We start from the raw sequence: 21378 nt of genomic DNA, 5'->3' as shown, positions 1-21378 counted from the left end.
ACCCGGCGCATCTGAACGTCCTGGGACCGCCGACCCGGCGCGTTTGAACACGACGGGTCGGTTGATTCACGCTCCTGTCCACAGGTCGCGCGCGCCCGAGTTTGAGTAACGGGTCGGCCGGGGCAATCCCGGGCCCATGGATCTCATGCAGCTTGCCGGCCTCCCCTTCCTTCCCGACTCCTTCCCGCTTCCGCTCGACCGTCCCTTCACCTATCAGCTCGCCCGTGCCCAGGGCCTCCGTCAGCGGGAGCTGACGTGGCTGACCGCCGAGGGATTCCTGCGGCGCCCCATCAAGAGCGTGTACGTCGACAGCCGGCTGCCCGACACCATCGACCTGCGCTGCGCCTGCCTGCGGCTGGTGGTGCCACCGGACGCCGTCGTGTGCGACCGGCACGCCGGCTGGCTCGCGGGCGCGACCATGGTGCTCGAACCGGGAGAGCACCTCGCGCTCGCCCCGATCTCGATGTACCTGCCAGCCGGCCGACGGCTGCGCAACGACCTCGCGGACAGCGGCGAGCGCAGACTCCGGCCCGAGGACGTGATGGAGATCGGCGGGCTGAGGGTGACGACTCCTGTGCGCACCGCATGGGACCTCGGTCGCGACCGCTGGGTCGATCGGTCCCTGGCCGCTGTCGACCAGATGCTTCGGCTCGGGGCGTTCTCCCCCGCCGAGCTCGCTGCCGGGCTCCCGCGGTTCAAGGGCATGCGGTGGGTGACCGTCCTGCGGGCCGTCGTACCTCTGGCGGACGGGCGTGCGGAGTCGCCACCGGAGTCGGTCCTCCGGCTCCGGTGGATCGAGGCGAACGTGCCCGCGCCGACCCCGCAGCTCGACGTATGGGCGCAGGGCCGGTTCCTGGCGAGGCTCGACCTCGGGAACCCGGAGCTCCGCTTCGGCGCGGAGTACGACGGCGACGAGTGGCACAGCACTCCGGAGCAGATCGCGCACGACCGGGTGCGACGGGCCGCCGTACGTGACGAGGGAGGCTTCCACGTCGTGGCGCTCCGCAAGGAGCAGGTGTTCGGGCCCGCTCAGTGTGCGGAGCGACTGATCCGGGAGGGCGCTGCCGAGGCCCGCCGGCGCTTCGGGTCGCTCTGACACATCGACCCGGCGCGTTCAAACACGCCGGGTCGGCGCTCTCAGGACGTTCAGATGCGCCGGGTCGGTCAGAAGATGATCTCGCCGGACTTGCGGCGGGAGCGGAGCAGCTGGATCGCCTCGTCGAGGATGACCTCGGCCTCCTTGTCGGAGCGACGCTCCTTCACGTAGGCGAGGTGGGTCTTGTAGGGCTCGATCTTGGGCGCCGGGGGCGCGTTCTCGGAGTCGAGGCCGGCGGGCAGGCCGCACTTGGGGCAGTCCCAGGAGTCGGGGACGGACGCCTCGACGGAGAAGGTGATCACCGAGCGGTGGTCGTTCGCACAGAAGTACGTGACCGCCTGACGAGGAGCGGCCTCGCCACGCTCGGCCTCGCCCATCGGACCCGCACCGACGCGACTACCGCGGATCGCGTTCCCACCACCAGCCAACGGATTCTCTCCTCAAGCCCTCGGACACACCCGGCCACGCCGGGTGTGGTTGCAAGACGGTCTGTGCTGTCAGTTCTGATAGGCGAGCAGGAGGCCCAGCGCGATCACGCAGGCGAACCAGATCACGCCGACCCCGACCGTGAAACGGTCGAGGTTGCGCTCGGCGACCGAGGACCCGCCAAGCGAGCTCGACACACCGCCGCCGAACATGTCGGAGAGGCCGCCGCCCCGGCCCTTGTGCAGGAGCACGAGCAGGATCATGACCAGGCTCGTCAAGATGAGCAGAACAGTCAGCAGCGTCGACACGCGAGGAATCCTACGTCAGACCTGGTGCTAGGACAGCACCGGCATGTCGTAGAAGCGGCAGATTCCGCCGAACTCGTCGACCTCGAGGCTCGCACCGCCGACCAGCGCGCCGTCGACATCGGCCTTCGCCATGATCCCGGCGACGTTCGCGGCCTTCACCGAGCCGCCGTAGAGGATGCGGACGGCGTCGGCCGCCTCGTCGCCGTAGGACTCCCTGACCTGGCCGCGGATGGCGGCGCAGACCTCCTGCGCGTCGTCCGGGGTGGCGACCTCGCCCGTGCCGATCGCCCACACCGGCTCGTAGGCGATGACGAGACCGGCGACCTGCTTCTTGGACAGCCCGGCGAGCGAGCCCTCGACCTGCGCCATCGTGAACGGCACGTGCTCGCCGGCCTGCCGCACCTCCAGGCCCTCGCCCACGCAGACGATGGGCGTGATCTTCTCCCCCAGGGCGGCCTTCGCCTTGGCGTTGACGACCGCATCGGTCTCGGCGTGGTACTGCCGCCGCTCGGAGTGCCCGACCACGACGTACGCGCAGCCGAGCTTGGCGAGCATCGCCGCCGAGATCTCGCCGGTGTAGGCGCCGGCGCTGTGCTGCGAGACGTCCTGGGCGCCGTACCGGATGGAGAGCCGGTCGCCGTCGATGAGGGTCTGGACCGACCGGATGTCGGTGAACGGCGGGATCACCGCGACCTCGACCCTGCCGTAGTCGTGACGCTTGTCGGACAGCGTCCACGCCAGCTTCTGCACGAGGACGACGGCCTCGGCGTGGTTGAGGTTCATCTTCCAGTTGCCCGCCATGAGCGGGGTGCGCGCCGCCCCGGCGGTTGAGCTTGTCGAAGCCATCAGTCCTCCAGAACCGTGATGCCGGGGAGCTCCTTGCCCTCGAGATACTCGAGGCTGGCGCCACCACCGGTCGAGATGTGGCCGAACGCGGCCTCGTCGAACCCGAGCGTGCGTACGGCGGCCGCGGAGTCGCCGCCGCCGACGACGGACAGCCCGGCCACACCGGTGAGCGCCTCGGCGACGGCTCGGGTGCCCTCGGCGAAGGCGGGCTGCTCGAAGACGCCCATCGGGCCGTTCCAGAACACCGTCCGCGCATCGGCCAGAGCGGCGGCGAACGCCTTGCCCGACGCGGGGCCGATGTCGAGGCCGAGGGTGTCGGCCGGGATGGCGTCGGCAGCGACCACGCGGGCGGAGGCCTCGTCGCCGAAGCTGTCGGCCACCACGATGTCGGTGGGCAGCACGATCTCGACGCCGAGCTCCTTGGCCCGGGCCTGGTAGGCGCGCACGGTGTCGAGCTGGTCCTCCTCGAGGAGGCTCTTGCCGACCTCATGGCCGTCGGCCTTGAGGAAGGTGAACACCATGCCGCCGCCGATGAGCAGCCGGTCTGCCTTGCCGAGCAGGTTGTCGATCACGCCGAGCTTGTCGGAGACCTTCGAGCCGCCGAGGACGACGACATAGGGCCGCTCGGGGTCGACGGTGAGCCGGCGCAGCACCGCGACCTCGGCGGCGACCAGGCCGCCCATGGCGTGCGGGAGGCGCTGCGCCACGTCGTACACGCTGGCCTGCTTGCGGTGCACGACGCCGAAGCCGTCGGACACGAACGCGTCGGCCAGGCCGGCCAGCCGGTCGGCGAAGGCGCCCCGCTCGACGTCGTCCTTGCTGGTCTCGCCGGCGTTGAACCTGACGTTCTCCAAGAGGGCGACCTGGCCGTCCCGCAGCGCGGCCACCGTCTCCTGGGCCGAGGCGCCGACGGTGTCGGTCGCGAAGGCGACCGGCGCGCCGAGCAGCTCGCCGAGGCGGGCGGCGACCGGCGCCAGGGAGTACGCCGGGTCCGGCTCGCCCTTCGGCCGGCCCAGGTGTGCGGTGACGATGACGCGGGCGCCGGCGTCGGCCAGTGCCCTGATCGTCGGCACGCTGGCACGGATCCGGCCGTCGTCGGTGATCCGGCCGCTGTCGAGCGGCACATTGAGGTCGGAGCGGACCAGGACGCGCTTGCCACTGACCTCGCCGAGGCCGTTGAACTCAGTCACGGGGTCAGAGCGTAGTGCCCACGTGCGTGATCAGGTCGGCGAGGCGGTTGGAGTAGCCCCACTCGTTGTCGTACCAGCCGGCGACCTTGACCTGGTTGTCGATCACCTTGGTGAGCGGCGCGTCGAAGATGCACGAAGCCGGGTTGGTGACGATGTCGGAGGACACGATCGGGTCGGTGGAGTAGACCAGGTAGCGGCCGTCGGCGGCCGCCTTCACGATCGCGTTGACCTCCTCGACGCTGGTCTCGCGGGGAGCCTCGAAGGAGAGGTCGGTCAGCGAGCCGGTCGGGGTCGGCACCCGCAGGGCGTAGCCGTCGAGACGCCCCTTGAGCTCGGGCAGCACCAGGCCGATCGCCTTGGCGGCACCGGTCGAGGTGGGCACGATGTTGATCGCGGCGGCGCGCGCCCGGCGCAGGTCCTTGTGGATGTTGTCCTGCAGGTTCTGGTCGGCCGTGTAGGCGTGCACCGTGGTCATCAGGCCCTTGACGATGCCGAGGCCGTCGTTGAGCGCCTTCGCCATCGGGGCCAGGCAGTTGGTCGTGCACGACGCGTTGGAGATCACCGTGTGCGCCGCCGGGTCGTAGCTGTCGTGGTTGACGCCCATCACGATGGTCACGTCCTCGTTCGAGGCGGGCGCCGAGATGATCACCTTCAGCGCTCCGCCGCCGTCGACGTGGGCGCGGGCCTTGGTGGCGTCGGTGAAGAAGCCGGTCGACTCCACGACGACGTCGACGCCGAGGTCGCCCCAGCCCAGCGCGGCCGGGTCGCGCTCCGCGAAGGCCCGGATCTCGGTGCCGCCGACCGTGATCGCGGTGTCGGTCGCCTCGACGTCGGCGTCGAGCGGGCCCAGGATCGAGTCGTACTTCAGCAGGTGGGCCAGGGTCGCGTTGTCCGTGAGGTCGTTGACTCCGACGATCTCGATGTCGGCGCCGCTCGCGCGCACCGCGCGGAAGAAGTTGCGGCCGATCCGACCGAATCCGTTGATTCCTACACGAACAGTCACTGCGAACCTCCTGGGAGAGCGGGACCTACGTCGGTGCTCCGACCCTATCCCGGAGGTTCCAACCCCGTCAGGGGTCGAGTCACGCGTCGCCGGCGAGCATCTCGGGAGTCAGCGACGCCTCGGTGTCAGGTACGCCGAGGTCCTCGGCGCGCTTGTCGGCCATGGCCAGGAGGCGCCGGATCCGGCCCGCGATGGCGTCCTTGGTGAGCACGGGCTCGTGCAGCTGGCCGAGCTCCTCCAGGGATGCCTGCTTGTGCTCCAGCCGGAGCTCGCCGGCCATCCGCAGGTGGTCGGGCACCTCGTCGCCGAGGATCTCCATCGCCCGCTGGACGCGGGCCCCCGCCGTCACGGCCGCGCGCGCGGATCGGCGCAGGTTGGCGTCGTCGAAGTTCGCGAGCCGGTTGGCGGTGGCCCGCACCTCACGGCGCATCCGCCGCTCCTCCCAGGCCATCAGGGTCTCGTGGGCGCCGAGCCGGGCCAGCAGCTGGCCGATCGCGTCGCCGTCGCGGATGACGACCCGGTCGACACCGCGCACCTCGCGCGCCTTGGCCTGGATGCCGAGGCGGCGCGCCACGCCGACCAGCGCGAGGGCGGCCTCGGAGCCGGGGCAGGTGACCTCGAGCGAGGACGACCGGCCGGGCTCGGTGAGCGAGCCGTGGGCCAGGAAGGCCCCGCGCCAGGCGGCGACCGCGTCGCAGGCACCGCCGGAGACGACCGCCGGCGGCAGGCCCCGGACCGGCCGGCCGCGCTGGTCGAGCAGACCGGTCTGGCGGGCGAGCGCCTCACCGTCCTTGACGACGCGCACGATGTAGCGGCTGCCCTTGCGCAGCCCGCTGCCCTGCACCATCACGACCTCGGAGCCCTGGCCGTAGATCTCGGAGATGTCCTTGCGCAGCCGTCGCGCGGCGGCACCGGTGTCGAGCTCGGCCTCGACGACGATCCGACCGCCGACGATATGGAGCCCTCCCGCGAACCTCAGCATCGAGGCGACCTCGGCCTTGCGACAGCAGACCTTGGTCACCGGGATGTTGGCGAGCTCCGCCTTGACCTGTGCCGTCATCGCCATAGGGGCGATCCTCCCACGTGGGTCAACAATCCGACGCCTCGAAGACGCGGGCGTACGCCGCCGCGAGCCTGGCCGGGTCGTGCCGGGGGCCACCGTCGTCGGTGGCGACGTCGTCGACGACCAGCCGGGCGCCCAGAGCGGCCACCGTCTCCTCGAGCTCACCGAGGCCCTCGGCGACCGACCGCCGGTCGGCGAGCACGACGTCGATGCCGAGATCGGGTGCGTGCTCGGCCAGGACGGCGAGGTGGTCGGCCGGGCCGAAGCCGCCGGTCTCGCCCGCCTGCTCCTCGAGGTTCAGCACCACCACGAGGCGCGCCTCGGTGGCGACCAGGGCCTCGCGCAGCCGCGGGACGAGCAGGTGCGGCAGCACGCTGGTGAACCACGACCCCGGACCCAGGACCACCCAGTCGGCCGCGGCGATCGCGTCGATGACGGCCGGGCCGACCTCCGGGTCCGGCGGGTCGAGGGCGATGGAGGTGATCACACCGCCGGTCGTCGCCACCTCGACCTGGCCGCGCACGGAGGTCAGCCCGTCGGGGCGCCCCGCCTCGAGACCGCGCACCTCGGCGGTGATGTCCATCGGCGTCATCGCCATGGGCAGCACCCGGCCCTTCGCGCCGAGCAGCCGGCCGACCCAGTCCAGCGCGTCGACGTGGTCGCCGAGCAGCTCCCACAGGCCCACGATGAGCAGGTTGCCGACGACATGGCCGCGCATCTCACCGTCGCCGGCGAACCGGTGCTGCAGGACCCGGGCCCAGGTGGCGCCCCACTCGTCGTCGCCGCACAGCGCGGCCAGCGCCATCCGCAGGTCGCCCGGCGGCAGCACCCCGAACTCCCCACGCAGCCGACCGGACGAGCCGCCGTTGTCGGCGACCGTGACGACGGCGGTGAGCTCGTCCACGGTGAGGTCGTCGACCAGGTGGCGCAGGGCGCTGAGCGAGGCGTGCAGGCCGTGGCCGCCCCCCAGGGCCACGACCGCCTGCGCCCGCTGGTCCGCCCCGAGCTGCTCGGAGCTCACTCGCGCCCCAGGTCGCGATGGATCGCCCGGGCGACGTGCCCCTGCTCACCCAGCCGACGGGCGATCTCCTCGGTCATCGCCACACTGCGGTGCTTGCCGCCGGTGCAGCCGATCGCGACCCGCATGAACCGCTTGCCCTCGCGCAGATAGCCCTCGGCGACCCCCACCAGCAGCGGCACGTAGGCGTCGACGAACTCCGCGGCCCCCGGACGCCCCAGGACGTACGCCGACACCTCGGCGTCCTGGCCGGTGCGCGGGCGGAGCTCGGGCACCCAGTGCGGGTTGGGCAGGAAGCGCATGTCGGCGACGTAGTCGGCGTCGACGGGGATGCCGTACTTGAAGCCGAAGCTGATCACCGACACGCGCAACCGGGTCGCCTCCGACGTACCGAACGACTCGGCGATGCGGTCGGTGAGCTGATGCACGTTGAGGCTGGTGGTGTCGATGACCAGGTCGGCCTCGGAGCGCAGGTCGGCCAGGACGACGCGCTCGCGCTGCAGGCCGTCGAGCAGCCGGCCGCCCTGCTGGAGCGGGTGGGGCCGGCGCGCCGCCTCCTGGCGGCGGACCAGCACCTCGTCGGTCGCGTCGAGGAACACCAGGGTGGCCACCCGGCCGGCGACGCCGTGGGCCAGGGCGCTGCGCAGGCCCTGGAAGAAGGAGCCCGAGCGGACGTCGACCACGACCGCGACCGGCTGGGCCGGGCCATGGCTCTCGTCGACCAGACGGACCACCTCGGGCAGCAGGCTGGGCGGGAGGTTGTCGACGACGAAGAAGCCGAGATCCTCCAGTTCCTTCGCGGCGGTGCTGCGGCCCGCACCGGTCATGCCGGTGACGACCACGAGCTCCCCGTGCGTCTCATCCATGGGCGTCATTGTGCCCACTGGGCGTGTGCAGGGCCTCCTTGATGGCCGCGGCCGTGCGGGGGCCGACGCCCGGGACCGCCGCGATCTCCTCGACCGTGGCCGCACGCAGCTTGCGCAACGAGCCGAAGTGACGCAACAGCGTGCGGCGGCGCACCTCGCCGAGCCCGGGCACGTCGTCGAGCAGGCTCTCGACCATCGACTTCGAGCGCCGGTTGCGGTGGTGGGTGATGGCGAAGCGGTGCGCCTCGTCGCGGACCCGCTGGAGGAGGTAGAGGCCCTCCGAGGTGCGCGGCAGGATCACCGGGTCCTCCTCGCCCGGCACCCACACCTCCTCGAGGCGCTTGGCCAGGCCGCAGATCGGGATGTCGTCGATGCCGAGCTCGTCGAGGGCCCGCTGCGCCGCGGCGACCTGCGGCGCACCGCCGTCGACCACGACCAGCCCGGGCGCGTAGGCGAACTTCCGCGGCCGGCCGGTGTCGGGGTCGACCAGCATCGGCCCCGTGCCGGCGTCCGGGTCGCCCGGGCGCAGCTCCGAGCGCGCCTGCTCGTCGAGCAGCCGGCGGAACCGCCGCGTGATCACCTCGTGCATGGCCTTGACGTCGTCGGAGCCGTCCTGATCCTTGATCACGAACCGGCGGTACTCCCCCTTGCGGGCCAGCCCGTCCTCGAAGACCACCATCGACGCGACGATCTCGGTGCCCTGGATGTGGGAGACGTCGTAGCACTCGATGCGCAGCGGCGCCTCGTCGAGGTCGAGCGCCTCCGCGATCTCGGCGAGCGCGCGGTTGCGGGTGGTCAGGTCGCTGGCGCGCTTGGTCTTGTGCAGGGCCAGCGACTCGGTGGCGTTGCGGGCGACGGTCTCCTGGAGGGTCTTCTTGTCGCCGCGCTGCGGCACCCGGATCTCGACCTTGGACCCCCGCAGGTCGGACAGCAGCTGCTCGAAGGTCGCGTGCTCGGCCGGCAGCGCGGGCACCAGGATCTCGCGCGGCACGGCGTCACGCACGTCCTCCGGCGCGACGCCGGCGTAGAGCTGCAGCAGGAAGTCCTCGACCAGGGCAGCCGTGTCGCCGTCGTCGGTGCGGTCGGCGACCCAACCGCGCTGGCCACGGATCCGGCCGCCACGGACGTAGAACACCTGGACCGCGACCTCGAGCGGGTCCTCCGCGAGCGCGATCACGTCGGCGTCGGAGCCGTCGCCGAAGACGACCGCCTGCTTCTCGAGCGCCTTGTTCATGGCGCCGAGGTCGTCGCGCAGCCGGGCGGCCTTCTCGAAGTCGAGCGCATCGGAGGCGGCGTACATCTGCTGCTCGATGCGTTTCATGAACGGTCGGGTCCGGCCGGCCATGAACTCGCAGAAGTCGTCCACGATCGCGCGGTGGTCCTCGGGCGACACCTTGCCGACGCACGGCGCCGAGCACTTGTCGATGTAGCCGAGCAGGCACGGGCGCCCGATCTGGCTGGAGCGCTTGAACACGCCGTTGCTGCACGAGCGCATCGGGAAGACGCGCAGCAGGATGTCGACGGTCTCGCGGATCGCCCAGGCGTGGCTGTAGGGGCCGAAGTAGCGGGTGCCCTTGCGCTTCGCGCCGCGCCCCACCATCACCCGCGGGAACTCCTCGGACACGGTGACCGCCAGCCACGGATAGGACTTGTCGTCGCGGTACTTCACGTTGAAGCGGGGGTCGAACTCCTTGATCCAGGAGTACTCCAGCTGCAGTGCCTCGACCTCGGTGCCGACGACCGTCCACTCCACCGAGGTCGCGGTGGTGACCATGCTCGCCGTGCGCGGGTGGAGATTGCCGATGTCCTGGAAGTACGACGACAGCCGGGCCCGGAGGTTCTTGGCCTTGCCGACGTAGATGACCCGCTGGGTGCGGTCGCGGAACCGGTAGACCCCCGGCTGGGTGGGGATCGAGCCGGGTTTCGGCCGGTAGCTCAGCGCGGGTGACACGAGGCCAACCCTACGGACCGCCACCGACACGGATTCCACATGGATCCGGCACCGATCTTTATTCGTCTTAGTCGCGTGCTTTACTAGACATATGCGATGTCGGGATGCCTACGGCTACGAGCTCACCACCGGTCCGCTGGCCGCCGACGCCTATGTCGACGGCGTCCGCGACCTGCTCCGGCTGCGCACCGGCGCCGCCGACCGGATCGCCACGGCCATCGCCCTCGACCCGACCTTCGCGCTCGGGCATGCCGCGCTCGCCCTGCTCGGCCACGAGATGTGCGTGGAGGTCGACATCGCGGCCCGCCTGGCGGACGCGCGGCTGCACGCCGCCCGGGCGACCGAACGCGAGCGCAGCCATGTGGACGCGGTCGAGCAGCACCTACGGGGTGACCCCGCTCCCCTCGTGACCCACCTGGCGTCGTACCCGCTCGACGCGCTGCTGCTCTCCGTGGCGATGCCGACCATCGCCTTCGCCGGTGTGACCGATGTCCCCGAGACGGCCTGGCGGATCGTCGAGGACGCCGCGCCGGCGTACGGCGACGACCCGTGGATCACCGGGCTGATGGCGTTCGTGCGCCAGGAGCAGCGGCGCTTCGACGAGGCGATGGACCTGTCGTGCCGCTCGCTGAGCGCCGAGCCGTCCGGCGGGCACGCCGCCCATGCCCGCGCGCACGCCCACTACGAGACGGGCGATCATGCGGCCGGCCTCGCCTGGATGGACGCGTGGATCACGGGCGCCGGTGCTGCTACCGACAGCCTGACCCACTTCTCGTGGCACGCGGCGCTCCACGAGCTGTCGACCGGCGACCTGGCAGCCGTCCGGAGTCGCTACGACAGCCAACTGCAGCCCCGCCACGCCGTCGGCTGCCGAGCCCTCGTCGACAGCGGGTCGCTGCTCTTCCGCTGGGCCATCACGGCCGATGCCCGCGACGTGCCACCCCTCGACGAGGTCGTCGCTGTCACCGGCCGTGACGTGCTCGAACGGCCCGGGACGGCCTTCCTCGGCCTGCATGCCGCGGTGGCGCTGCTGGCCGTCGACGACCGGGCCGCTCTGCAGCGGCTCTCCGACTGGTGCTCCGCACACCCCAACCCGACCCACCGGGAGGTGGTGGCGCCGCTCGCCGCCGCCCTCGGCCTCCTCGCGGCGGGGCGGAGCTCGGCAGCTGCCGACCGCCTCGCCGCGCTGGGCACGTCGACCTGGCGCCTCGGCGGCTCCGACGCGCAGCGCGAGATCGTCGAGGAGGCCCGGATCGCGGCCCTACTGCGCGCCGGCCGGTACGACGACGCCCGGCTCGTCCTCGATGCCCGGCTCGACCGCCGGGACTCCCCACGCGACCGGCGCTGGCGCGCTCAGGCGGCGAGGATCCGGTCGCCCTCGACCGTGATGTCGACCGCGGCCAGCGGGCCGCCGGCCGGTCCGCCCTCGACCTCCCCGGTGGTCGCCGAGTAGGACGAACCGTGGTTGGCGCAGCGGATCGTGCCGTCCTCGACCGAGGTCACGAGAAGGCTCTGGTGCGTGCAGACGGCCGTGAACGCCAGGAACGTGCCCGCCGTCGGCTGGGTGACCACGACCTTCTCGTCGGTGAGGACGATGCCGCCGCCCACCGGCACTTCGGAAGTCGTGGCCAGCTCCGCGCCCGCGGCGACCTTCGGCCCGGACGACCCACCGTCTCCGTCGCCACCCGCACAACCGGCCAGCGCGGCGGCCACGCCGAGCGCTCCGAGACCGGAGAAGACGATGCGGCGGCTGGCGCGGATCTCGCCGATCCCCGTCATGCGCGCCGGACCTCACCGTCGACCACGGTGACGGTGATCTCGCTCAGCGGCCCGTTGGCGGGGCCGCCCTCGACCGAGCCGTCGGCGGCCGAGAAGGAGCTGTCATGGCAGGGACAGTGGATGGTGCCGTCCGCCACCGAGCCCACCAGGCAGCCCTGGTGGGTGCAGATCGCCGTGAACGCCTTGAACTCGCCGGCCGCGGGCTGGGTGACCACGACCTCCTCGTCCTTGAGCACCACGCCCCCGCCGACGGGCACGGCATCGGTGGCGATCAGCCCACCCGCCGCAGCCTCCGCCGTCGTGGTCGCGCCCGCCGGATCGGAGGGCGCTGCCGAGGTCGGGGTCGACGTGGGGTCGGGCGCCACCGGGTCGTCGGCGGTCGCGCCGTCGTCGCCACACGCGGCCAGGAGGGGAACGCCGACGCCGAGCGTCGCGACCCCGGTCAGTGCGCGCCGCCGGCTCACGGAGGAAGTCATGGCGTCAGGCTACGGGCCACGGTTGAGAGCCGGCTGAGACCCCGATCCGACTACGACCGCGACGCCTTCTTGGCTGCAGTCTTCCTGGCGGTGGCCGACTTCGTCGCAGCCGCCTTCTTGGCGGGAGCCTTCTTCGCCGTGGCCTTCTTGACAGCCGCCTTCTTCGCCGGTGCGACCGCCGCCGGCGGCCGCTTGAGCCCGGTCGGCTGCTCCGCCGCCCGCCCGTCGAGCAGCGGCCGGAGGAAGTGGCCGGTGTGGCTGCCGGGCGTCGCCGCGATGTCCTCGGGCGTGCCCTCGGCGACCACGGTGCCGCCCCGGGAGCCGCCCTCGGGACCCATGTCGATGATCCAGTCGGCCGTCTTGATGACGTCGAGGTTGTGCTCGATGACCAGCACCGTGTTGCCCTTGTCGACCAGGCCGGACAAGACGCCGAGCAGCTTGCGGATGTCTTCGAAGTGCAGGCCGGTGGTCGGCTCGTCGAGCACGTAGACGGTGCGGCCGGTCGACCGCTTCTGCAGCTCTGCGGCGAGCTTGACCCGCTGCGCCTCGCCGCCGGAGAGCGTGGTCGCCGGCTGGCCGAGGCGGACGTAGCCCAGGCCGACCTCGGTGAGCGTCTTCATGTGCCGGGCGATCGCCGGGACGGCGGCGAAGAACTCCTGGGCCTCCTCGATCGGCATGTCGAGGACCTCGGCGATGGTCTTGCCCTTGTAGTGGACCTCGAGCGTCTCGCGGTTGTAGCGCGCGCCGTGGCAGACCTCGCACGGGACGTAGACGTCGGGCAGGAAGTTCATCTCGATCTTGATCGTGCCGTCGCCGGCGCACGCCTCGCAGCGGCCGCCCTTGACGTTGAACGAGAACCGGCCCTGCTGGTAGCCGCGCACCTTCGCCTCGGGCGTCTGCGCGAACAACTTGCGGACGTGGTCGAACACGCCGGTGTACGTCGCCGGGTTGGACCGCGGCGTGCGCCCGATCGGCGACTGGTCGACGTGGATCACCTTGTCGACGTGCTCGAGGCCGGTGATCTTCTGGTGGCGGCCGGGGATCGCGCGCGCGTTGTAGATCTGCTTGGCGAGCGAGGTGTAGAGGATGTCGTTGACCAGCGTGGACTTGCCGGAGCCGGAGACACCGGTGACCGCCGTGAAGACGCCCAGCGGGAAGGCGACGTCGACGTCCTTGAGGTTGTGCTCGCGGGCGCCGATGACCTTGAGCTCGCGCCCCTTGGTGCGCGGGCGGCGTACGCCGGGCACCGGGATCTCCCGGCGTCCGGAGAGGTATTGCCCGGTCATCGAGTCGGCGTGCTCGAGCAGGTCCTTGACCGTGCCGGAGTGCACGACCTGGCCGCCGTGCTCTCCCGCGCCGGGTCCGATGTCGACGATCCAGTCGGCGACCCGGATGGTGTCCTCGTCGTGCTCGACGACGATCAGCGTGTTGCCGAGGTCCTTGAGCCGGACCAGCGTCTCGATCAGCTTCTGGTTGTCGCGCTGGTGCAGGCCGATCGACGGCTCGTCGAGGACGTAGAGCACGCCGACCAGCCCCGCACCGATCTGGGTGGCGAGCCGGATCCGCTGCGCCTCGCCGCCCGACAGCGAGCCCGAGGGCCGGTCGAGGGAGAGGTAGTCGAGGCCGACGTCGAGCAGGAAGTTGAGGCGCTCCTGGATCTCCTTGAGCACCCGCTCTCCGATCTGCCGCTCGCGCGCGGACAGGTCGAGATCGGCGAGGTAGGCGGCCGCCTCGTTGATCGGCAGTGCGCACACCTCGGCGATGTTCTTGCCGCCGCGGTCGCGCGGCCCGAGGGTCACCGACATCGAGACCGGCTTGAGCCGGCTGCCGGAGCACACCGGGCACGGCACCTCGCGCATGAAGCCCTCGAACCGCTCCCGGCTGGTGTCGCTCTCGGCCTCGCGGTGGCGGCGCTCGACGTAGGTCCGGACGCCCTCGAAGTCGGCGTAGTAGGAGCGCTCGCGACCGTAGCGGTTGCGGGTGACCACGTGGACCTTCGTGGGATGGCCCTCGAGGACGGCCTTGCGGGCCTTGGGCGAGAGCTGCTCCCACGGGGTGTCGACGTCGAAGCCCAGCTCCTCGCCCAGGGCGATCAGGAGGCGTCCGAAGTAGTCGGCGACATGGGCGTGGCTCCACGGTTGGAGCGCCCCCTCCGCGAGGGTGGCGGTGGGGTCGGGCACGACCAGCTCGGGGTCGACCTCCATCCGGGTGCCCAGGCCGGTGCAGGCCGGGCAGGCGCCGAACGGCGAGTTGAACGAGAACGACCGGGGCTCGAGGTCGTCGGTCTCGATCGGGTGGTCGTTGGGGCAGGCCATCTTCTCGGAGAACTTCAACTCGCTCTGCTCACCCTTGGCGGCGTCGACGAGGTCGAAGACCACGAGCCCGCCGGCGAGGCCCAGCGCCGTCTCGACGGAGTCGGTGAGCCGGCGCTTCGCCGACGCCTTGACCGCGAGCCGGTCGACGACGACCTCGATCGTGTGCTTGAGCTTCTTGTCGAGCGTCGGCGGGCTGTCGAGGCTGTGGGTCTCGCCGTCGACGCGCGCCCGGGAGAAGCCCTGGGTCTGCAATTGCTTGAACAGCTCGACGTACTCGCCCTTGCGGCCCCGCACGACCGGCGCCAGGACCTGGAACCGGGTGCCCTCGTCGAGGGTGAGCATCCGGTCGACGATCTGCTGCGGGGTCTGCCGCTCGATCGGCGCACCACAGGTCGGGCAGTGCGCGCGGCCGGCGCGGGCGTAGAGCAGGCGGAGGTAGTCGTAGACCTCGGTGATCGTGCCGACGGTCGAGCGCGGGTTCTTGGAGGTCGACTTCTGGTCGATCGACACCGCCGGCGAGAGGCCCTCGATGAAGTCGACGTCGGGCTTGTCCATCTGGCCGAGGAACTGGCGGGCGTACGCCGACAGCGACTCGACGTAGCGCCGCTGGCCCTCGGCGAAGATCGTGTCGAAGGCCAGGCTCGACTTGCCGGAGCCCGACAGCCCCGTGAACACGATCAGGGAGTCGCGGGGAAGGTCGATCGAGACGTCCTTGAGGTTGTGCTCGCGTGCCCCACGGATGATCAGCTGATCGGTCACTACCGGTCCAATTCCCTCGAAGTGCGTTTCGAACAAGTGTTCGCCATCGTACGCCGGTCAGGCAAGCCGCCGCGCGCACGGAACAGCCTCTCACCCACCGCCGACAGCCCTCCTGTCCGCGACGGCCGGGCGGGCATGATGGGCGCGTGACCTCCCTCACCGCCGCGACCGAGCGGCTTCTCTCCACGGCCCGCGCGCTGACCGCCGACGACTGGGCCGCCCCCTCCCTGTGCACCGGCTGGAGCCGGGCCCATGTGCTCGCCCACCTCGCGCTCAACGCGGACGCGCTCGCGGGGGTGCTGCGCGGCATCCGGGACGGACGGCCGGTGACCATGTACGCCTCCGACGACGCGCGCGACGGCGACATCGACGTGCTGGCCGCCGAGGCCCCGGCCGCGGTGCTCGACCGGCTCGTCGCCGGCAGCGCGGCCCTGGCCGAGGTCGTCGGTGTCGCGGACGGCCTGGCCCCGGGCACCCTGTTCGAGCGCACGCCGGGCGGCCAGCAGATGCCCGCGGACGGCGTACCCGGGCTGCGGCTGCGGGAGGTCGAGATCCACCACGCCGACCTCGACGCCGGCTACTCCGCCGCCGACTGGCCGCCCACCACCGCGATCGCGTTCCTCGGCCACGACGCCGCGCGGTACGACGGCCCCGGCTTCCACGTGGTGGCCACCGACGAACCGGCCCGGTGGGCCTTCGGCTCCCCCGCCGCGAACGCGCCGACGGTCAGCGGCCCCCTCGACGCCCTCGCCTGGTGGGCGACCGGCCGTGCGCCCGCGGCAGTACTGTCGAGCACGACCGGAACGCTGCCGAGCCTGGAGGGACGATGAGCTACACCGGAGAGGTCACGGTCGGCGGTGCCGCCGACGTGCGCGAGCTGGCCGGGCTGACGATCACCAAGGTGGCCGTCGACGAGAAGATGTCGAACAACTGCTACCTGCTGCGCTGCGGCGACACGGGAGAGCAGGTGCTGATCGACGCCGCCGCCGCGCCCGAGACGCTGCTGCCCCTCATCGGCGACGCCGGCCTGACCGCCGTGGTCACCACCCACCAGCACTGGGACCACCACCGAGCGCTCGCGGACGTCGTCCGCGCCACCGGCGCCGCGGTCGTGGCCGGCGAGCCCGACGCGGACGCCATCACCGAGCAGACCGGCGTGGCCGTCGACCGCCGGGTCGCCGACGGCGACACCGTCGCCGTCGGCTCGTGCGAGCTGGAGGTCATCCGGATCACCGGCCACACCCCCGGCTCGATCTGCCTGCTCTACCGCGACCCGAACGGCCATCCGCACCTGTTCACCGGCGACTCGCTCTTCCCCGGCGGTGTCGGCAACACGTTCGGCGACGCCGCCGCCTTCGCGACACTCGTCGACGACGTCGAGACCAAGCTGTTCGGCGCGTTGCCGGATGACACCTGGTTCTACCCCGGCCACGGCAACGACTCCCGCCTCGGCGTCGAGCGCCCACACCTGGCCACGTGGAGAGAACGGGGCTGGTGACCGGCTCGGTGGAGGAGCAGGTCGCCCTGTACGGCGCCGACGGCCGCCCGACGGGCCAGGCGGTGCCCCGCTCGGAGATGCGGGCGCGGAACCTCCGCCACGCGGCGACCCTGATCGTGGTGCGCAACAGCGCCGGCGAGGTCTACGTCCATCGGCGCACCGACATCAAGGACGTGTTCCCCGGGCGCTACGACTTCGCCGCGGGCGGCGTGCTCCAGGCCGGGGAGGACCCGTACGACGCCGCGGTCCGTGAGGTGGCCGAGGAACTCGGCGTCACCGGGGTCGACCTGGAGCCGCTCGGCGAGCACGACTACGCCGACGAGCACACGACGTACCGTGCGTTCGCCTACACCTGCGTCTACGACGGCCCGATCACGTGGCAGCCCGAGGAGGTCGCCTGGGGTGCGTGGGTCGGCGTGGAGCGGCTGCGGGAACTGGTGGCGACGCTGCCGTTCGTGCCGGACACGGTGGCGGTGCTGGGCGAGCGGATCATGCGGGAGGCGTGAACCGCCCGCGCGCGGTGGCGACCTCGTCGCGGATCACGCAGCCGGCCACGTGGTCGTTGACCAGGCCCATCGCCTGCATGAACGCGAACATGGTGGTCGGTCCGACGAACGTCCAGCCACGCTTCTTGAGGTCCTTGGACAGGGCGATGGCGGCCGGAGAGGTGGTGAGCGTCTGCGGCTCGGCAAGCTCGGCAGCGGCGGGCTCGAAGCGCCAGAGGTACGCGGCGAGCGAGCCGTGCTCGGCGACGGTCTCGATCGCACGGGCGGCATTGTTGACGGTCGCCTCGATCTTCCCGCGGTGGCGCACGATGCCGGCGTCGGCGAGAAGACGCTCGACGTCGCGCTCGTCGTAGCCCGCCACCACCCGGAAGTCGAAGTCGGCGAAGGCGGCGCGGAAGGCGGGGCGCTTGACCAGGATGGTGCGCCAGCTCAGCCCCGCCTGGAAGCCCTCGAGGCAGAGCTTCTCGAACAGCCGTTGGTCGTCGGCGACGGGGAAGCCCCACTCGGTGTCGTGGTAGGGCAGCTCGTCGGGCGACAGGGACCATCGGCAGCGGGGCCGGCCGTCCGGCCCCGGGGCGGCAGCGTTCATGCGCAGACCCTCCCACGCGCCGCCGACACGCCCTACAGTCCCGGCATGGGGTTCAGCGCGAGGCAGGTCCGGGCGATGGGACTCATCGCCGACACGTTCGCGGCCGGCGGGAGCGGAGTGCCGTCGCCGACCGAGACCGGCGCCCACGAGCTGGCCCTGCGGATCGCGGAGGCGAATCCCCGCGCGAGCGAGCTGCGGCAGCTGCGGGCCCTCCTCGACGCGTGGGACACCCGGGCTCTCGGCCTGGCCCTCACCGGGCGGCCGCGGCGGTTCTCCGAGCTCGACCGCGCCGCCCGCGAGCGAGTGCTGCTGTCCCTCTCCGACAGCCGGGTCGGCGCCAAGCGGGTGCTCTTCCAGGGGCTCAAGACGGCGTCGCTCCTCCCCTACTACATGACCGGCGGTCCGGCGCTGTGGGACGACCTCGGCTACTCCGGCCCGCTCGGCCTCCGCCCCGACCCGCCCGCACCGGTCATCCGGCCGACGCCGATCACCCGCGACACCGCGATGAGCTGTGACGTGGTCGTCGTCGGGTCCGGCGCCGGAGGCGGGACGGCGGCCGGGGTGCTCGCCGCGGTCGGGCTCGACGTGGTGGTCCTCGAGGCCGGCGAGATGCACGACGAGCGCCACTTCGACGGCGGCGAGGAGACCGGCTTCCTGGAGCTCTACGCGCTCAGCCCGCAGTCGACGGCCGAGGGTCAGCTGGCCCTGCTCGCCGGGCGCGGTCTCGGCGGCGGCACCGTCGTCAACTACACGACCTCCTTCCGCACCCCCGACCGGGTGCGCGAGGAGTGGGCGGGCCACGGCGTGCCGCAGTTCGCGACCGAGGAGTACACCGCCTCGATGGACGCCGTGTGCGCCCGGCTCGGCGTCAACACCGAGCACGACCGGGCGGCGCCGCGCGACGCGATCCTCGAACGCGGCGCCCGGGCCCTGGGCTGGGACGTCGCCGCGATGCCCCGCAACGTGGTCGGCTGCGACCAGGACGTCGAGTGCGGCCGGTGCGGGATGGGCTGCCGCCTCGGCGCGAAGCAGTCGACGGCGAAGACCTGGCTCGCGGACGCCGCCGACGCCGGCGCGCGGATCTGCACCGGGGTGAGCGTGCGCACGGTCCTCACCAGCTTCGGCCGGGCCACGGGCGTCGAGGGCGTCACCGCCCAGGGACATCGGGTCCGGGTCCGGTCGCGCGCGGTCGTCGTCGCGGCCGGTGCGATCCAGACACCCGCCCTGCTGCAGCGCAGCGGCCTCACCAACCCCCACATCGGCCGTCATCTCCGCCTGCACCCCGCGACGGCCGTGTGGGGCCGGATGGACGAGCCGGTCGACGGCTGGGTCGGCGCCATGCAGAGCAGGTATGTCGACGCGCTGACCGACCTCGACGGCAACGGCTACGGCGTCCTCTTCGAGACCGCGCCGCTCACGCCCGCCTTCGGCACCGGCTTCGTCAACTGGCGCGGCTCCGACGACTTCCGGCGCCGGATGACCGAGCTCCGCCATACCCTCGGCGTGGCCGTGATCGTGCGCGACCGCGACCCCGGCGGCACGGTGCGGACCGACCGGCGCGGTGAGCCCGTCGTCCGCTACCGGCTCTCCCCGCGCGACACCGACCATCTCGTCCAGGGCCTGGTGGGCGGTGCCCGGATCGCGGAGGCCGCCGGGGCCCGCTGGATCGCCTCCACCCACCATCGCCCGCTCAGCTACGAGCCCGGCGGACGCGGCTCGCTGGCGGGCTTCGAGCGGGACCTGCGCTCCGCGGGGGCCGCTCCTGCCTCGCTCGCGCTCGCTGCCCTCCACCTCATGGGCACCGCCCGCATGGGCGGCTCCGCCGATTCCTCGGCGCTCGACCCCGACGGGCGGGCCTGGGAGATCGAGGGACTGTACGTCGCCGACGGGTCGTGCTTCCCGACCGCCTCGGGCGTCAACCCGATGATCTCGATCGAGTCGATCGCGCACCTGACGGCGACCCGGCTCGCCGCGCACCTGACGTGAGCCGGCCCGATCCCGGTGGCGCCGGATGTAACGGGACGTGCCCCTGGCGACATGTACCGGGTGACGAACGATTCGACCCACGAAGGAGCGTCACCCATGACCCTGGCCAGCACCACCGTCCGCACCGCTGCCGCAGCGGCCGTCCTCGCCCTCGGCCTCACCGTCGCGCCGCTCGCCGGCGCCACGGCCGCGCCGCCGACGGACACCCCGTGCGCCAAGGAGCAAGGCCAGCTCGACAAGGCCCAGGCCAAGCTCGAGTCCCTCACTGCGAAGCTCGCCACCAAGAAGGAGGCGATCGCCGAGGCCAAGGCCGAGGTGAAGGCGTCCGAGACGGCCCAGGAGAAGCGCTCCGCCCGCGCTGCGGTCGCCACGGCCAAGGAGAAGAAGACCAAGGTGAAGAAGGCCAAGAAGTTCCAGGTGCAGCGCGTCGCGCACGCCCAGGAGCGCCTCGACAAGTGCCTGGCCAAGAACCCGGCTCCGGCGCCGGCCGCCTGACGGCCGACCGGAGGCCACCGAGACCAACGGCCGCCGGCTGCATCCTAGGGGGGTGCAGCCGGTGGCCGTTGTCGTCTCTCGCGATGCTCGGCCGCGCCGATCTAGGAGTAGCTGACCTTGACCGTGTCCGTCAGCGGCACGGACTGGCAACCGAGGCGGATGCCGTCCTCGAGGTCGTCCTTGTCGAGCACATCGTTGTAGAGCATCTTGACGTCCCCCTCGACGAGGCGGATCGCGCAGGCCGAGCACTCGCCCTCGCGGCAGGAGTAGGGGGCCTTGACCCCCTTGCTCTCGAGGAAGTCGAGCAGCTTGGTGCGCGGATCCCAGTCGTCGAAGGTGAACTCCTCGCCGTCCAGCTCCACCTCGAGCTTCACCGGTCCGGCCGGGGCGTCGGAGAAGACGTCGGCGGCTGCCCCGTCGTCGTCGGACTCGGCGAGTGCGATCTCGGTCTCCGCCTGCTGGAGCTCCTCGAGGTCGCCGAAGGGGTTGCCGCCCAGCGAGACGAACTTCTCCTGGTGGCGCAAGCTGCGCGGGACCTCGAGCTCCTTGAGGACCGTGGTGACCATCTTCATGAACGGCGCGGGACCGCAGACGAACGAGTCGAAGCCGCCGTACGCCGAGGCGAAGGCCCTCATCTGGGCATCGGTCGGGATGCCCTGGACCGACTCGAGCCAGTGGATCACCTGGAGCCGGTCGGGGTGCTCGGCGGCGAGCCGGGTCAACTCCGCGGCGAAGATGACCGAGCTCTCGTCGCGGTTGGCGTAGAACAGCACGATCCGTCCCTTGCCCTCGGCCAACGCCGTCCGGGTGATCGACATGATCGGCGTGACGCCGGAACCGCCGGCGAACAGCAGCAGGTCCGCATCGAGCGACGATGGCGTGAAGATGCCCGACGGCGGCAGCACGCGCAGGGTGTCACCGACCGCGAGGTGGTCGCAGATCCAGTTGGAGGCGTACCCCTCGGCCGTGCGCTTGACGGTGACGGTGAGCGGCCCGCCGTCATGGGGACTGCTGGACAGCGAGTAGCAGCGCGCCGCGATGCCTGTCTGGTCGCTCGGCACCGCCACGGTCAGGAACTGGCCGGGCTTGTACTCGAACCGCTCCTCCGCACCGGCCGGCACGGCGAAGCTGATCGACTTCGCGTCGGCGGTCTCCTCGACCACCCCCACGACGTCAAGGACGAAGGACTCGATGTCCACGAGACTCCC

General features: G+C 71.9%; 21 protein-coding genes. 7 read left to right on the top strand and 14 right to left on the bottom strand.

The features are described from left to right. Positions 1-136: 136 nt before the first annotated feature. Positions 137-1096, top strand: coding sequence for a hypothetical protein (locus tag QJ852_13380; protein WGX99403.1), 960 nt, complete (start codon positions 137-139; stop codon positions 1094-1096). Between the two features lie 68 nt (positions 1097-1164). On the opposite strand, the gene QJ852_13375 is transcribed toward QJ852_13380, so the two are convergent. The 9 genes from QJ852_13375 to uvrC all read right to left on the bottom strand — a co-directional run bounded on the left by QJ852_13375 (position 1165) and on the right by uvrC (position 9767). Continuing rightward, positions 1165-1524 (bottom strand): RNA polymerase-binding protein RbpA, encoded by a 360-nt coding sequence (locus tag QJ852_13375; protein WGX99402.1) that lies wholly within the window; start codon positions 1522-1524, stop codon positions 1165-1167. Between the two features lie 69 nt (positions 1525-1593). Then, positions 1594-1830 carry a preprotein translocase subunit SecG gene (gene secG, locus QJ852_13370; protein WGX99401.1) on the bottom strand — a complete coding sequence of 79 codons (237 nt, stop codon included), beginning with the start codon at positions 1828-1830 and terminating at the stop codon, positions 1594-1596. A 27-nt stretch (positions 1831-1857) separates the two neighbouring features. Further along, a complete protein-coding gene (gene tpiA, locus QJ852_13365; protein ID WGX99400.1) occupies positions 1858-2676 on the bottom strand; it encodes a triose-phosphate isomerase in 819 nt (272 codons plus the stop codon). Next, the gene (locus QJ852_13360) at positions 2676-3866 is read right to left on the bottom strand and encodes a phosphoglycerate kinase (GenBank protein WGX99399.1); all 1191 of its coding nucleotides are present in this window, start codon (positions 3864-3866) and stop codon (positions 2676-2678) included. Before QJ852_13360 ends, tpiA begins: the two co-directional genes overlap by 1 nt. Before the next feature lie 4 nt (positions 3867-3870). Continuing rightward, positions 3871-4869 carry a type I glyceraldehyde-3-phosphate dehydrogenase gene (gene gap, locus QJ852_13355; GenBank protein ID WGX99398.1) on the bottom strand — a complete coding sequence of 333 codons (999 nt, stop codon included), beginning with the start codon at positions 4867-4869 and terminating at the stop codon, positions 3871-3873. Between the two features lie 79 nt (positions 4870-4948). Next, positions 4949-5935 (bottom strand): DNA-binding protein WhiA, encoded by a 987-nt coding sequence (whiA, locus tag QJ852_13350; GenBank protein WGX99397.1) that lies wholly within the window; start codon positions 5933-5935, stop codon positions 4949-4951. A 22-nt stretch (positions 5936-5957) separates the two neighbouring features. Next, the gene (gene yvcK / locus QJ852_13345) at positions 5958-6953 is read right to left on the bottom strand and encodes a uridine diphosphate-N-acetylglucosamine-binding protein YvcK (GenBank protein ID WGX99396.1); all 996 of its coding nucleotides are present in this window, start codon (positions 6951-6953) and stop codon (positions 5958-5960) included. Beyond that, a complete protein-coding gene (gene rapZ / locus QJ852_13340; GenBank protein WGX99395.1) occupies positions 6950-7816 on the bottom strand; it encodes an RNase adapter RapZ in 867 nt (288 codons plus the stop codon). Before rapZ ends, yvcK begins: the two co-directional genes overlap by 4 nt. Next, positions 7809-9767 (bottom strand): excinuclease ABC subunit UvrC, encoded by a 1959-nt coding sequence (gene uvrC / locus QJ852_13335; GenBank protein ID WGX99394.1) that lies wholly within the window; start codon positions 9765-9767, stop codon positions 7809-7811. Before uvrC ends, rapZ begins: the two co-directional genes overlap by 8 nt. Positions 9768-9858: 91 nt before the next feature. Here uvrC and QJ852_13330 point away from each other — a divergent pair, with 91 nt between their 5' ends. Continuing rightward, positions 9859-11220, top strand: coding sequence for a pyridine nucleotide-disulfide oxidoreductase (locus QJ852_13330; GenBank protein WGX99393.1), 1362 nt, complete (start codon positions 9859-9861; stop codon positions 11218-11220). On the opposite strand, the gene QJ852_13325 is transcribed toward QJ852_13330, so the two are convergent. The 3 genes from QJ852_13325 to uvrA are packed head-to-tail and all read right to left on the bottom strand — an operon-like array spanning position 11121 to position 15096. Continuing rightward, positions 11121-11546 (bottom strand): Rieske (2Fe-2S) protein, encoded by a 426-nt coding sequence (locus QJ852_13325; GenBank protein ID WGX99392.1) that lies wholly within the window; start codon positions 11544-11546, stop codon positions 11121-11123. The two genes, QJ852_13330 and QJ852_13325, sit on opposite strands and share 100 nt — an antisense overlap. Continuing rightward, entirely contained in the window at positions 11543-12022 is a 480-nt protein-coding gene (locus QJ852_13320; protein WGX99391.1) for a Rieske (2Fe-2S) protein, read from the bottom strand. The genes QJ852_13325 and QJ852_13320 overlap by 4 nt, the downstream gene beginning before the upstream one ends. A gap of 50 nt (positions 12023-12072) precedes the next feature. Beyond that, positions 12073-15096, bottom strand: a complete 3024-nt coding sequence (gene uvrA, locus QJ852_13315) for an excinuclease ABC subunit UvrA (GenBank protein WGX99390.1) — start codon at positions 15094-15096, stop codon at positions 12073-12075. 146 nt (positions 15097-15242) lie between these two features. Between uvrA and QJ852_13310 the strand changes: the two genes are divergently transcribed. From QJ852_13310 to QJ852_13300, 3 genes are read left to right on the top strand one after another with little or no spacing between them, the layout of a single operon-like run. Next, positions 15243-15926 (top strand): maleylpyruvate isomerase family mycothiol-dependent enzyme, encoded by a 684-nt coding sequence (locus tag QJ852_13310; GenBank protein WGX99389.1) that lies wholly within the window; start codon positions 15243-15245, stop codon positions 15924-15926. Continuing rightward, a complete protein-coding gene (locus QJ852_13305) occupies positions 15923-16594 on the top strand; it encodes an MBL fold metallo-hydrolase (GenBank protein ID WGX99388.1) in 672 nt (223 codons plus the stop codon). Before QJ852_13310 ends, QJ852_13305 begins: the two co-directional genes overlap by 4 nt. Beyond that, positions 16591-17100 carry an NUDIX domain-containing protein gene (locus QJ852_13300; protein ID WGX99387.1) on the top strand — a complete coding sequence of 170 codons (510 nt, stop codon included), beginning with the start codon at positions 16591-16593 and terminating at the stop codon, positions 17098-17100. The genes QJ852_13305 and QJ852_13300 overlap by 4 nt, the downstream gene beginning before the upstream one ends. Here the strand turns inward: QJ852_13300 and QJ852_13295 are convergent. Then, positions 17084-17689, bottom strand: a complete 606-nt coding sequence (locus QJ852_13295; GenBank protein ID WGX99386.1) for a DNA-3-methyladenine glycosylase I — start codon at positions 17687-17689, stop codon at positions 17084-17086. The two genes, QJ852_13300 and QJ852_13295, sit on opposite strands and share 17 nt — an antisense overlap. A 45-nt stretch (positions 17690-17734) precedes the next feature. Here QJ852_13295 and QJ852_13290 point away from each other — a divergent pair, with 45 nt between their 5' ends. Together QJ852_13290 and QJ852_13285 are read left to right on the top strand one after the other, a co-directional pair. Next, entirely contained in the window at positions 17735-19675 is a 1941-nt protein-coding gene (locus QJ852_13290) for a GMC family oxidoreductase N-terminal domain-containing protein (protein ID WGX99385.1), read from the top strand. 96 nt (positions 19676-19771) lie between these two features. Beyond that, positions 19772-20170, top strand: a complete 399-nt coding sequence (locus tag QJ852_13285) for a hypothetical protein (protein WGX99384.1) — start codon at positions 19772-19774, stop codon at positions 20168-20170. A gap of 101 nt (positions 20171-20271) precedes the next feature. Here QJ852_13285 and QJ852_13280 read toward each other — a convergent pair whose 3' ends face one another. Next, positions 20272-21369, bottom strand: a complete 1098-nt coding sequence (locus tag QJ852_13280; GenBank protein WGX99383.1) for a ferredoxin--NADP reductase — start codon at positions 21367-21369, stop codon at positions 20272-20274. Between the last annotated feature and the right edge of the window lie 9 nt (positions 21370-21378).

This window comes from Nocardioides sp. L-11A (genome assembly GCA_029961745.1).
In the GTDB taxonomy this organism is placed as follows: domain Bacteria; phylum Actinomycetota; class Actinomycetes; order Propionibacteriales; family Nocardioidaceae; genus Nocardioides.
This window is presented reverse-complemented; position numbering and strand designations above follow the sequence as displayed.